This is a genomic window from Gordonia sp. UBA7860, from assembly GCF_002500165.1.
GTDB lineage: Bacteria > Actinomycetota > Actinomycetes > Mycobacteriales > Mycobacteriaceae > Gordonia > Gordonia sputi.
Genome location: NZ_DLSO01000104.1, coordinates 1 through 11,697 on the forward strand (window position 1 = coordinate 1; position 11,697 = coordinate 11,697).

Annotated in this window: 15 protein-coding genes; 3 read left to right on the forward strand and 12 right to left on the reverse strand. The window is 67.2% G+C overall.

Annotation, left to right across the window (positions count from 1 at the left end; genetic code table 11):
* Positions 1-361 precede the first annotated feature (361 nt).
* Entirely contained in the window at positions 362-1,039 is a 678-nt protein-coding gene (locus tag B3T59_RS13090; protein WP_039856471.1) for an SDR family oxidoreductase, read from the reverse strand.
* Positions 1,040-1,114: 75 nt separating this feature from the next.
* On the opposite strand from B3T59_RS13090, the gene ggh reads away from it, so the two are divergent.
* Entirely contained in the window at positions 1,115-2,455 is a 1,341-nt protein-coding gene (gene ggh / locus B3T59_RS13095) for a glucosylglycerate hydrolase (RefSeq protein WP_287003726.1), read from the forward strand.
* A 75-nt stretch (positions 2,456-2,530) separates the two neighbouring features.
* Here ggh and B3T59_RS13100 read toward each other — a convergent pair whose 3' ends face one another.
* Positions 2,531-3,805 (reverse strand): MFS transporter, encoded by a 1,275-nt coding sequence (locus B3T59_RS13100; RefSeq protein ID WP_064905992.1) that lies wholly within the window; start codon positions 3,803-3,805, stop codon positions 2,531-2,533.
* A 77-nt stretch (positions 3,806-3,882) separates the two neighbouring features.
* On the reverse strand, positions 3,883-4,341 hold the full coding sequence (locus B3T59_RS13105; RefSeq protein WP_064863232.1) for a MarR family winged helix-turn-helix transcriptional regulator: 459 nt from the start codon (positions 4,339-4,341) through the stop codon (positions 3,883-3,885).
* Between the two features lie 59 nt (positions 4,342-4,400).
* On the opposite strand from B3T59_RS13105, the gene B3T59_RS13110 reads away from it, so the two are divergent.
* On the forward strand, positions 4,401-4,619 hold the full coding sequence (locus tag B3T59_RS13110; protein WP_064863233.1) for a hypothetical protein: 219 nt from the start codon (positions 4,401-4,403) through the stop codon (positions 4,617-4,619).
* Positions 4,620-4,784: 165 nt separating this feature from the next.
* Here the strand turns inward: B3T59_RS13110 and B3T59_RS13115 are convergent, their stop codons facing one another.
* Complete coding sequence (locus tag B3T59_RS13115) at positions 4,785-6,761, reverse strand: TPM domain-containing protein (RefSeq protein WP_064863242.1); 1,977 nt, start codon at positions 6,759-6,761, stop codon at positions 4,785-4,787.
* A gap of 369 nt (positions 6,762-7,130) precedes the next feature.
* Between B3T59_RS13115 and B3T59_RS13120 the strand changes: the two genes are divergently transcribed.
* Positions 7,131-7,343 carry an AAA-associated domain-containing protein gene (locus tag B3T59_RS13120; protein ID WP_269447005.1) on the forward strand — a complete coding sequence of 71 codons (213 nt, stop codon included), beginning with the start codon at positions 7,131-7,133 and terminating at the stop codon, positions 7,341-7,343.
* A 7-nt stretch (positions 7,344-7,350) separates the two neighbouring features.
* On the opposite strand, the gene B3T59_RS13125 is transcribed toward B3T59_RS13120, so the two are convergent.
* The 8 genes from B3T59_RS13125 to B3T59_RS13160 all read right to left on the reverse strand — a co-directional run bounded on the left by B3T59_RS13125 (position 7,351) and on the right by B3T59_RS13160 (position 11,304).
* A complete protein-coding gene (locus B3T59_RS13125) occupies positions 7,351-8,424 on the reverse strand; it encodes a DUF1295 domain-containing protein (protein WP_231895075.1) in 1,074 nt (357 codons plus the stop codon).
* A 366-nt stretch (positions 8,425-8,790) separates the two neighbouring features.
* Entirely contained in the window at positions 8,791-9,594 is an 804-nt protein-coding gene (locus B3T59_RS13130) for a Fic/DOC family protein (protein WP_082933685.1), read from the reverse strand.
* An 80-nt stretch (positions 9,595-9,674) separates the two neighbouring features.
* A complete protein-coding gene (locus tag B3T59_RS13135) occupies positions 9,675-9,911 on the reverse strand; it encodes an antitoxin VbhA family protein (protein WP_064863236.1) in 237 nt (78 codons plus the stop codon).
* 68 nt (positions 9,912-9,979) lie between these two features.
* The gene (locus B3T59_RS13140) at positions 9,980-10,159 is read right to left on the reverse strand and encodes a hypothetical protein (RefSeq protein WP_231895076.1); all 180 of its coding nucleotides are present in this window, start codon (positions 10,157-10,159) and stop codon (positions 9,980-9,982) included.
* Between the two features lie 51 nt (positions 10,160-10,210).
* On the reverse strand, positions 10,211-10,405 hold the full coding sequence (locus B3T59_RS13145) for a hypothetical protein (RefSeq protein ID WP_064863238.1): 195 nt from the start codon (positions 10,403-10,405) through the stop codon (positions 10,211-10,213).
* Between the two features lie 18 nt (positions 10,406-10,423).
* On the reverse strand, positions 10,424-10,828 hold the full coding sequence (locus tag B3T59_RS13150) for a hypothetical protein (RefSeq protein ID WP_231895077.1): 405 nt from the start codon (positions 10,826-10,828) through the stop codon (positions 10,424-10,426).
* Between the two features lie 19 nt (positions 10,829-10,847).
* Positions 10,848-11,108 (reverse strand): hypothetical protein, encoded by a 261-nt coding sequence (locus B3T59_RS13155; RefSeq protein ID WP_231895078.1) that lies wholly within the window; start codon positions 11,106-11,108, stop codon positions 10,848-10,850.
* A gap of 28 nt (positions 11,109-11,136) precedes the next feature.
* Positions 11,137-11,304: a hypothetical protein gene (locus B3T59_RS13160; protein WP_197502387.1), complete on the reverse strand. Its 168-nt coding sequence runs from the start codon at positions 11,302-11,304 to the stop codon at positions 11,137-11,139.
* Positions 11,305-11,697: the final 393 nt, after the last annotated feature.

Consider the following 11,697-nt stretch of genomic DNA (forward strand, 5'->3'; position numbering starts at 1 on the left):
TCTCGACTCGGGTGCTCGCTGTGCTCGCGCCCGCTCGACCAGCGGGAAGGAGCCCCCGCTGATCGAGCCAACCCCCCGCTGATCGAGCTTGTCGAGATCACCTGCCGGGAGGAGTGGTCTCGACTGGGGTGCTCGCTGTGCTCGCGCCCGCTCGACCAGCGGAAGAAGCTCGCGCCCGCTCGACCAGCGGGAAGGTGCCGCCGCTGATCGAGCCCACCCCCGCTGATGGAGCGCTACCCCCGCTGATCGAGCCCCAACCGCTGATCGAGCTTGTCGAGATCACCCGCGGCGGGCTGTGGTCTCGACTCGGGTGCTCGCTGCGCTCGCGCCCGCTCGACCAGCGGGAAGGAGCTTGTCGAGATCACCCGCGGCCGGTCGGCCGCAGCACGATCTCCGTCGGGTGGGCGTCGGCCGGGGTGTGGATCGCGGCGACCACCGCGCCCGCGACCGTCGAGGGCTTCAGGAGCTTCGACGCGTCGTAGTCGTCGCCCTCGATCGCGACCAGCTCGCGCTGCATGTCGGTGTCGATTCGCCCGGGGAACACCGACGTCACACGCAGCGAGGTCTCCTCGCCGCGCAGAGCGTCGGCCAGCGCGCGCAGCCCGAACTTGCTCGCGGCGTACGCGCCCCAACCGGGGTTGGCACGGATCCCCGCGCCCGAGTTGATGAACACGACGTGACCCTGCGCCGTCCGCAGCGCGGGCAGAAGCACGCGCGTCACCTCGGCCGCGGCAACGAGATTCACCTCGAGCACGTGACGCCATTCGTCGGTGGGTGTCTCGGCGACGGTGCGCAGCGTCGAACCGACTCCAGCGCTATGGACCAGTACGTCCAGCGACGGTATCGACTCCGCGGCCGCGGCAACTGATTCGTGGTCAGTCAGTTCGACGGCGAATGTCGCGCCACCCAGCTCTGCGGCGAGCGCGTCGAGTGCGGCCGAGGGTCTGCCGCCGAGAATCAGCGAGTGGGTGGGCGCGAGTTGTCGGGCGATCTGCTCGCCGAGTCCGCGGCTGGCTCCGGTGATCAATGCGGTTGGCACGCGTTCAACCGTACCGGCGGACATCACCGACGACCTCGAGCGGCGAGGACAGTCGAGGCAGTGCAGAATCAACGCGTGGCCAGGTATGGATTCACCCCAACGCAGTTGTCGGCACGAGCCGCGTATCTGCTCCGCGGCAACGATCTGGGCACGATGACCAGCGCGGCACCCCGCCTCTACCCGCACATGTGGAGCTGGGACGCAGCGTTCGTGACGGTCGGTCTCGCACCGCTGAGCGTCGAACGTGCCGTCATCGAGATGGACACCCTGCTCTCGGCGCAGTGGTCGAACGGCATGATTCCGCACATCGTTTTCGCCAACGGGCGCGACGGTTATTTCCCCGGCCCCGGCCGGTGGGAATGTTCGCGCCTGGCCGACGCCGCACCCGACTATCCGGAGACATCCGGCATCACGCAGCCGCCCGTGCACGCGATCGCGGTCCAGCGCATCCTGGATCACTCACGGCGACACGGCCGTTCGACGCGGGCCGCCGCGAACGAGTTCATCGACCGCCGGTGGGGCGCGCTGATGCGGTGGCATCGATGGCTCGCTCACGCACGGGATCCGCTCGGGCGCGGTCGCGTCACGATCTACCACGGCTGGGAATCGGGTATGGACAACTCCCCGCGCTGGGACGGTCCGTACTCGCGCGTCGTTCCCGGCGAGGATCTGCCGCCGTACACCCGCGCCGACCTCGAGCACGTCGCCGACCTCTCGATGCGCCCGACCGACCTCGAATACGACCGCTACATCTGGCTCGTCGAAGAGATGAAACGAGCGCACTACGACGACGAGATCCTGCCCAAGGTCATGAGTTTCATGGTCGAGGACGTCTTCGTCAGTGCGATCTTCGCCGTCGCATGCGATGTTCTCGCGACGATCGGGGAGGACTACTCCAAGCCGCGCGCTGACGTGCGAGACCTGCGGGCGTGGTCGGATCGGTTCAAGGCGGGCGTGGTCGCGGCCGCGAACGACCGCAACGGTGCCGCGCGTGACTACGACCTGCGCGCCGGTCAGTGGATCAACTCCGAGACCATCGCGGTCTTCGCGCCCCTGCTGTGCGGCGGGCTGTCGCGCGATCGGGAACGCGCGCTGCTACGACTGTTCGACGGCCCGCGCTTCTGCGGACACCCCGACCTGAGATTCAGTGTCCCGCCGTCGACGTCGCCGATTTCGGCCGACTTCCGCCCACGTGAGTATTGGCGCGGCCCGGTCTGGCCGGTGATGACCTGGCTGTTCAGCTGGGCCTTCGCGCGCCGCGGGTGGACAGAACGCTCCGCGCGACTCCGTGAAGAGGGCTTGCGGCAGGCCACCGATGGCGCGTTCGCCGAGTACTACGAGCCGTTCACCGGCGAGGCGCTCGGCAGTATGCAGCAGAGCTGGACCGCGGCGTCGGTGCTCGACTGGCTCGACTGACGGCCGCTCCCTACAGAAGAGTGCCCCGCGGTCCGAAGTGGACTGCGGGGCAACCTCTTTCGTATTGAGCGAGACTCAGAACTCTTCCGCACCGACCAGCGCGGCGTCCTCGTCGACGTGGTGCGACTCCGCCTTCTTCGACTGCACGAACCCGACCGCGATCACGGCGACGGCGCAGTAGCCGACGGCGAACCAGAACGGGGCCGCCGGAGCGAACCACTCCGCGAGGTAGGCGACCAGCACGGCCGACGCCGCGCCGCCCATCCAACGCAGGAAGCTGTAGCCGGCACTGGCAACCGAGCGCGGCTTGTTGGGATCGGCCGACGACATCGCAACGCCGGTGAACAGCGTGTTGAGGATGCCCGACGGCAGACCCGAGAGCACGATCGCGAGACCGGTCAGCCACACCTGGTCGGTGGCGACACCGACCGCTGCGAGCGCCATCACGACGCCGTAGCCGACGATCGCGGTCATCACGCCACCGCGCTGTCCGATCCATTCGGCGAGTCGCGGCCCGACGAAGACACCCGAGAGTGCGGTCAACAGACCCCAACCGAAGAACACCATGCCCGCCGGAATCGGCTTGAGGCCCATGGCAAGTGGCGCGTAGGCGATGACCGTGAACAGTGCGCCGGTGTAGAACGCCGAGCCGATCGACGTCAGCAGCAAGGTGCGGTTACGCAGCGCTTTGAGCGGGTCGACAATGCTGACCGCGACACGTTCTGAGCGCGGACCGTCGGACGGCAGCATGAACGCACACAGCACAGCACCGATCAGCATGAGGACCGCGGTACCCGCGAACGGTGCACGCCACGTCCATGCTCCGAGCAGTGCTCCGAGAAGCGGACCGACTGCCAGGCCGACGCCGAGCGCGGCCTCGTACAGTAGAATCGCGCCGTGCTGGCCGCCCTTGGCCGCGCCGACGATGAACGCCAGTGCCGTCGCCATGAACAGCGCGTTGCCGAGACCCCAGAGCACGCGCATCGCGATGAGGTGGTCGATGTTGCCCGCGAACGTCGAGACGCCCGCTGCGATGACGATCAACGCGAGGCCGACGGTCAGCGTGCGCTTGGGTCCGTAGCGGAATGCGGCCCAACCGGTGATCAGCATGGCGATCACCTGCACACCGAGGTAGACGGCGAAAAGCAGCGTCAGCTTCGACGGCGGCGCGTGCAGTTCCTCGCGGATCGTATTCAGGATCGGGTCGACGAGGCCGATACCCATGAAGGCGATGACCGCAGCGAATGCGGTCACCCACACGGCCCGGGGCTGACCCTTGAAGGTCTCGATCAGTGAGTGGGAGTGCTCCTCTGGCGCCGACTGCGCCGGCTTCTCCGTCGTGGTTGTCACATCTACCTCGTGTTCATTGTCGAAAGTTGTTGCTTACTAGAGTCTTTGGGGCTACTGCTGCTACTTCGCCGCTGCTGCTACTTCGCCGGGGTCGGAGACGGCGTCCCCTCGAGTTCCGCGTGCAGTGCGCGAAATGCGGGGGCGGCTGCGGCGAGCCGGGCCCGGTCGTCGTCGGAAAGCCGTTCGAGTGCTGCGGCGAGCGCGTCCTCGCGTTGCCCTCGAACCCGCTCGAGAACCTCGTGCCCGTGTTCGGTCAGTCGGACCAGGACGGCACGTCGGTCGTCGGGGTCTGGTTCACGCACGACCAGTCCGCTCTTACACAGGCCGTCGACCAGGGCTGTTGCCGTTGGCATGCGGATGGACTCGCGGTCGGCGAGTTCGCCCATGCGCATCGGCTCGTGGTCGACGATCGTGGCCAGCGCCGACGCCTGAGCAGCGGTGTACTCGGGAATCGGGGTGTGCCGACGCAACGCCAGGTAGAGCCGCGTCACGGAGGGGCGAAGCGCTCGGGCGATGTCTGCACTGTTGTCGGTCACGTTTAGCAAGTCTAATACTTAGGCTTATGAAATAAAAGGCCGAACGGTAGTGTGACCTTGTGACTCGTGACACGAAGAAGAACCTCACCCCAGCCAAGCGCGCGCTGATCAGCGTTGCCGCCGTCGCGCAGTTCGCGCTCCAGGGCTACGCCTTACGCGACCTGAAGAAGCGGCCCGCCGAGCAGGTGCGTGGACCCAAAAAAGCCTGGGCCGCAGCGAGTTTCATCAACTACATCGGCCCGATCGCGTACCTGGGCTTCGGGCGCAAGTCGGCGTAGGGGCGCGCAGTGGCCGGGACCGCATCGACCGGTGCGCGCGCAGAAAACGACACCTCTCGGGCCCTCCGCACGTACCGGTACATGCGGGCCGCCCAGGGCGCGTAACTTTCTGCGCACTGCGGCGCGCAGCGGCCGGCCGACCGCACGCCCGACCGAAGCCAGGCCCTAGAACCGGCCCCCGACGCCGATGCGACCCGAGCTCGACGACCCGCCGAACGAGCCGGGGCTGCGCCCGCCGCCGCTGGTGTAGCCACCGCCGCCGAAGCCGCCCCCGAATCCTCCGCCGTAGCCACCACCGCGCATCGTCCCGCGCAGGAAGCTGTCGACCAGGATGCCGCCGAGTACCGCACCCGTGGCCGCCGATCCGGTGCTCGAGCGCGGCTGCTGACTCTGCTGCCAGCTCACCACGTCGCCCTGCGCGGCCATGAGTGCCTGGTCTGCGAGGGAGCCGGCTCGACGCGCGGCATCGGTCGACGCTGTGGGGTCGCTCTGCGCGGTCTCGGTGGCCGACTGCAGTAGGCGCTGCGCTTCGGCGAGTCGGGTGCGTGCGGTCGAGCCGATGGCGCCGCGTCGAGTGGAAATGAAGTCCGACGCCGCGGTGACCTTGGCCTGCGCGCTGGTCAGTGCGGCGGTGAGGACCTCGGTTCGCTGCTTGCGCTTTGCCAACGCGCCGCGGGCGGAATCGAGTGCACGGTCGAGGTCGGCGTCGGCGTCGACCAATGCGGTGAACACTCCCAGCAGGTCCTGGTCGGTGCCGGCTTTGGCGCGATCGAGTGCCGTGGTGGCCGACGCCACCGCCGTTGCCAGCTCCGGCCCCCCATCCGTCGACAGTCCGGCGGCCTCCTGCAGTTCGCCTTCGACCTCGGCGATCAGCGCGGGCAGCTGGGTGTGCGCGGCGGCGATGTTGGTGTCGGCGTTGTCGATAGCGTCGAGAAGCTTGTCGGCCTGGGAAATGGCGCCCTCCGCCGAGCGGATCGCGGCAACGGCAGCGCCCTGCTCGCCGACGGGACGCGCGATCGCCGCGCGACCTTGGTCCGCGCTGCTCTCGGCAAACCCGACCTCCTGGGCGGCGAGGTCGACGTTGTGCTCGATCGAGCGCAGCGTCGGCGCGCCGTACTTCTGCTCCAGCGTCGTGAGTTGGCCTGCCGCTCCCTCGAGGCGTGCTCGCAGCGCGACGAGTTGCTGCGTGATCTGCGCGAATCGGCTGTCGGCGTTGATCAACAGATTGCGCATCTCGTCGAAGGCCGAGACCTGCTCGTCGAGTGCGGCGTCGACGTCGGTGCAGGTTGTGATGATCTGTACCAGCATCGAACGGCGTTCGTCGGGTGTCTCGGGGATGTCGTCGTCGAGTCGTTGTCGGAGCGAGAACGATGTCGCAAGACCACGTTTCGCGGCATCGAGTGCCTGCGTAAACGGTGCGGTCTGGGCCGGGCCGAACTCGTCGACGGCCAGCCGCAGCTCCTCCTCGCTGGTGCGGATCGCGTTGTCGGTGTCGGTCAAGACCTCGCGCGACCAGGGTTCGAGGACCTCGATCGGCTGTGACAGTAGTTGATCGCCGGTCAGTTCTTGTTCGCGGACGGAGTCGAGTTGAGACTCGAGCTTCTGCTTTCGACGCCGCCGCGAGTAGAGGTAGGCGCCACCGCCGCCGACGACCGCGACACCACCGACCGCTCCGGTGACGATTGCGGCGGTGTGCGACGGCGTGAGTGTCGAGCCGAGACCGTTCGCCGCGCCGACGGCCGCGCCCGGCCAGTCCGACTTCTTGAGCGCGGGCACGATGTTGTCCTGGGCGATCGAATCGAGCTTCGACCGGTCGAGGCCGTCGACCGAATCGGGCGCGTCGAAGCGGTACGCGCGGTCGTCGGTGGCGACGGCGAGGAGCACGTCGTGCTCGCCGAGGTCGCTCATCTGCACGGTCTGCGAGCCCCACTGCTCACTACCCAGCCCGTTGAATGTCTTGACGTAGACGACCCACAACTGCACGCCGTGGTCGCGGTAGAGCCCCTCGACCGCGTGCTGCACCCGTGTGCGATCCGACGACGAGAGCACGTCGGCGGGATCGGTCACCTGGTCGGGTAGCCGCATCGGCGGCTCGGCCCGGGCGGTGTCCGCAGCCAGAGAAGTACCCACCACCGCAAGCATGAGGAGTGCTCCGACAATCACCACGCGCAGGAGAACGCGAGGGTCCGGGATGTTCTTTCCGACAGTCAGCGGTCTGAGCATGTCACCAAATCTAGGCCGTCGACGGCCTCGAGCTGAACCCAGCCACGCCCGTCTCGCGCCGATTGTCCCGATCGCAGGACGAACGTCGCGTGAACAGGGTTGCGCCGCCACGGAAACCACAATCCTCGCGCGTCCCCGGCCGCCGTCGGACGTCGCCAACGTTCGGTCCTCGCCGACGTCGCCGTCTGCATCGGTGCCGCTGCACTGATATCAGTGCCGATCCTCGGGTCTTCTCTCGGTGACGGTCAGGTTCTTCATCGTGCTGTTTCCCGCGTCCGAGCCCCGCTGGTGCGCACCATCATTCGTGTGTTGCGCAGCAGCTCCGACGGTCGGTTGCGGTCGGGATTCTTCCTCGACCCGCTACGTCGCGGCTTGCCCGACGCCGAGGCTGAGCGACAGTTCTCGACCGCTATCGACTGGGGTCGCTACGGCGAGATCTACGACTACGACACCGACAGCGATCAGGTGTCGCTCGACGACGAGTTCACAGTGGCGCGATGATCGCCGCTCAAACAGCCGCCGTCCGACGTCGCTTGGGCGGCAACGGGATCTGCGCCGACGTCGTGTGTTGGTAGTCGGCGTATTCGGGATACTTCGACAGTGTCAGTGATTCAGTGAACTTGGTCGACCCGACGAACAGCAGCGTCAGCAGCACCGCGCCGACGATCGTCGGCTGCAGGATCGACCCCGCGGCCACGGCCCCGAACAGATAGATCACCCACCACTGGGCCTGCTCGAAGAAGTAGTTCGGGTGCCGCGAGTAGTGGAACAGCCCGGTCGTGCAGAACCGCGTCGAGGTCTGGCCTGAGGTCTTGCGTTTGTGGAACTCCCACTGCTGCTGGTCGGCAGTGGCCTCCCCGGAGAGGAACGCCAGGAAGGCCACCGCGAGCACGACGTCGAGCACACCGAACCCGCCCGGATGACGCTGCGCGGTGTAGCCGGGCACGCACCACCCGTCGTCGTGGCGGGCGAAGGAGGCCTGCACCGGCCCGGGTTCATTGCTACCTAGGGCGGTGCGCAGCCTGTCGGCGGTCCGGACGGCGGTGATGGGTGTGAGGTCGTCGTCGACGGGTGTGCAGTGGTGCCCGCCGGGCTTCAGCGAGGCGCTGCCCGGCAGACGGAGCAGATGTCCAGGGCTCAGGACGTCGATGCGACGAGCCGACAGGTTGAGGTGGCGGCGCAGATCTGCGAGGAACTCGCGGATGCCGCGGTCCGAGGCAGGGGAGGGGCACCTAAGGATTACGTGCAGTGAGTCCGGGCTACCGGAGCGGGCCAAATAGGCGGTGGTCGCCGAGTAGTCGCCGAGCACTTCATGCAGGCGCGGCCACACCTGCCCAGCGCAGCGGTCGAGGTCGATGACCAGCAGATCACTGCGGATCGGGGCCACAACAGCCCAGATGGCTTTCCCGCCGCCGGCACGCTCTGCCTCGGTAATCAGCTCAATCGGGTTGCCGCTGCGCTCTCGCCGAGCTTTGTTCGCCGTCGCGGTGCCTGCCAGCGCGAAACTCTCACCACCCGGCGCAGGCAGCAACCGGTACACCTCGGACCACCGCGACTCAGTAACCGAGTCGTGATCCGACACGCGTTCATCAGAACTAGCGCGAACAAAAGGGTACGCGCTACCCTGAGACCAGTCCTCCAAGACTGTCCCTTCGGGGTCACACTGAGTGCGAGATTGCCGCTCACACTCATAAACTTCGCGAACGCCCTCGGTTGCCGCCGGGGGCGTTTCGCTATTCAGCTATGCCGTTATGCGCTATCACGCAGCGGTAGAACCTCCTTCAAGGGTGGTACGCCGGGAATGGGCTGGCCTAGATCGTTCGCAACGAGGGCGCCCAAGTAGTCGACAACATGCATCCCGCGGGCCTTCGCGGCCGACTGGATTGTCGTCTTCAGCGCTTCCGTCGGAGACAGACTCAAAGTCACCAAGGACTTGCCCGAGGGGTCTTTACGCGGTCGGCCGGCCATGGCGGCCATTCTTCCGCGCAGAAATGGAAATCGCGGGATCGACACGCCGTAGGCCGTCGGAGTAGCACCGGTTGCCGGGGCCTGCCGGGAGGTGCCGGGAGGTGCCGCGGCTGGAGATGCGTGCCGCGCGTTGCGCGTCGGTCTCGCGCTCGGCCGCGGTGGATTGTTGGGGTGTGAGGGGTTCGGCGATCTGCGCGAACACCGGGACCATGGTGTCGGGGACGGGCTCGAACGCGCCGCGATCGGGGTGGGTGAGCATGGCGGCGTTGACCCACTGTTGCGGTGTGACGCGGCCGTAGTCGAGTCGGTAGTCGGCATCGGCGGCGAGTTGGGACATGAACACCTTGGCCGCGCGGCCATTGCCTTCGCGGTAGGGGTGGCTCATGTTGATCGAGGCGTAGACGGTGGCGGCCTCGACGGCGAACCCACCGTGGTCCAGGTCGGTCCAGTCGACGGCGGCGATGTGGTCGCGGGCGTGGTTGAGGTAGCGGCTGATCTGGTTCGGGTCAGCGAACGGCAGGCCGTCTTTGTTCAGCGGGTAGGTGCGCGGTACGCCGGCCCATTCGTAGATCGGGGAGAACAACGCGGCGTGGATGTTGTGCAGATGTTCGGCGTCGTAGGTGTGGGCGATCGGGATATGCCCGTCGGCGATCATCGCTTCGCGGTGGGCAGTGATGGTGTATTCGGCCGCGGCGAGCGCGTCGGGATCGGTGATGCCGAGTTTGTTGGCCAACACGGTGGTGCCGGGGATGAATGTGGCGTCCCAGTCATCCTGTGCGGTCACTCGCCCTCACCTTCCAGACACGACGACGGCACCACCTCGACGAGGCGGTGCCGTCGTGAACAACTACGGTTTGTGCGCGGTCAGCCGAGGGCGTGTACCGCTCGTGAGCTTGTCGCCATGGCGACGGCTTCGGCGATCACTTCGGCGTCGGTCAGTTCACCGCGCGCCGACCGGGTGAGCAGGTCGATGTCGGCGCGTTGCGGTTCCCACCCCTCGAGGACGTTGTTGTCGATTGCCTGCACGACACCACGGACCTGGGTGTCGGTGAGGCCGGCGAACAACTCCGGCCAGCGGGTGATCCATCGTGACTCGATCATCGCCGCACCTACCTTTCCTGAATGTCGCGTCATACTAAGTTTACCGATCATCGGCGTGTTCGGTCCGGTCACGACGTTGACAGCTCGTCGCGGAGGCTCGTCAGCTCTTCCTCGACAGACGTGTGCCCGCGCAGCACCCGGCGGGCGGCGTCGATATCGACGGCGGTGGGCGGCATGCCGGCCATGATGTGGCCGGCGGTGGCCGCTGCCAGGATCTCGTCCTCGGTGCGGCCGTGCGGTGTAGTCATCGACTCTCTCCACATGGTGAGGGCGGTTCTCCCGGCCCTCGGGGCGGGTGATCAGAACAGGGCGATCTGATCGCGGGCGGCGAGTTCGGCGGCACGCTGGTGTGCTTGGTCGACGGCGTGTTTGACGGTGGCTTCGGGCAGGGCGAGTTCGTGGGCGATGTCGGCCCAGCTGCGACCGTGCTCACGCATGTCGGCGGCGAGGTCACCGAGTTCGCGGTCCTGGGCGTCGGGGTCGTCGTCAGTCATCGCGGCGTGTCTTTCCGTTCAGATGCGGGCGAGGGTGTCGCGGATGGCCAGCCACCGGGTTTCGGCGGCCTGCTGGTGTCCGGTAAGGGCCGTCCAGTGGCCGGCGAGTTCGGCGGTCGGTCGCTCAGTGGTCACTTGGGTCATGCGAGCCAGCAGTGCGCGGTAGCCGCGGCGGTACCAGCCGTCGATGAGGGCGGCGGCCAGGTGGGGCAGGTCGGCACTGTCGGCGACGGGGCGGCCGTGCCGCGGGGAGGCGATCTCGAGCATGACACTACGGGTGCGGGTGGTGAGTCCTCGATCGGCAAACCGCGCATTGACCAGAACGGGTGTGGCGGGGCTACCTTCGTCGAGCAACGCAACGACGGTGTCGAACACGGCCTGATGCACAGCACTGAGGAACACCACACTGCCGGCGGGAAGCACCGTGGTGGTGGTGCCGGCGTCACGGTCGGCGCGAGCCGATCAGCGCCTCGACGACGTGGCGGGCCCGGGCCGGTGGCGCCCACAACAGAGCGGTGAGCATGTCCAGTTCCAGGGCGAGGGTGTTGTCGACCTCGGCGGTGTCGTCACCGATGGTGCCGGTGAGGGTGAGGTCATCTCCGGCGGTGACGGTTTCCAGTTCGGGCAGCGGTTCGATCGCGGTGGCCGGCGGCTGCGGCACATCGCAGGGTGCGACCTCGGGTTTGTCGGCCATGACGATCACCTGCTGTCTCCTTGTTCGTATCGGTGGGTTAGGCGACGTCGCTGCGGACGCCGGTGAGGTCTTCGTACGCCCACTGTTCGCATTGGGCGGCCAGTTCGGCGAGCTCGTCGCCGTAGTGAGAGTCACCCTCGGCGTAGGCGCGTTCGGACTGCGCCCAGTAGGCCACGGCGCGCTGCGCATAGTCGGCGGTTGCCATCGTCGCGGTTCCTTTCGGTCACGCGGCCGCGGAGGCTGGCGGAGGGGCAATATTCGCCGGTGCAATATTGGCCATTGACGTCACCTTCATTACTCGATGATACATCGTATTCGATTGCAGTGCAATCTATTTCGCGTTCTGTTTGTCGATTTACACTCAGCCGCAACGATGTTCACTCGAAGTCATGCACGCGCTTCTTCGGCGTCCGGTCGGGTGTGGCCTTTCCTGATACTTGGCCGCTTGTGCGCGCTGGCCGGATGCGGCAGGAGCGCAAAGCGGCCCGGTGCCGCGATGGGAGCGCAGCGCGTGGCAGCGGGTCGGTCGGAGCCTCTTGCCGCGCAGGTCGGGGCGTAGAACAATCGGCAGGTCAGGAACGGCGTTCTTCGTGGCGGG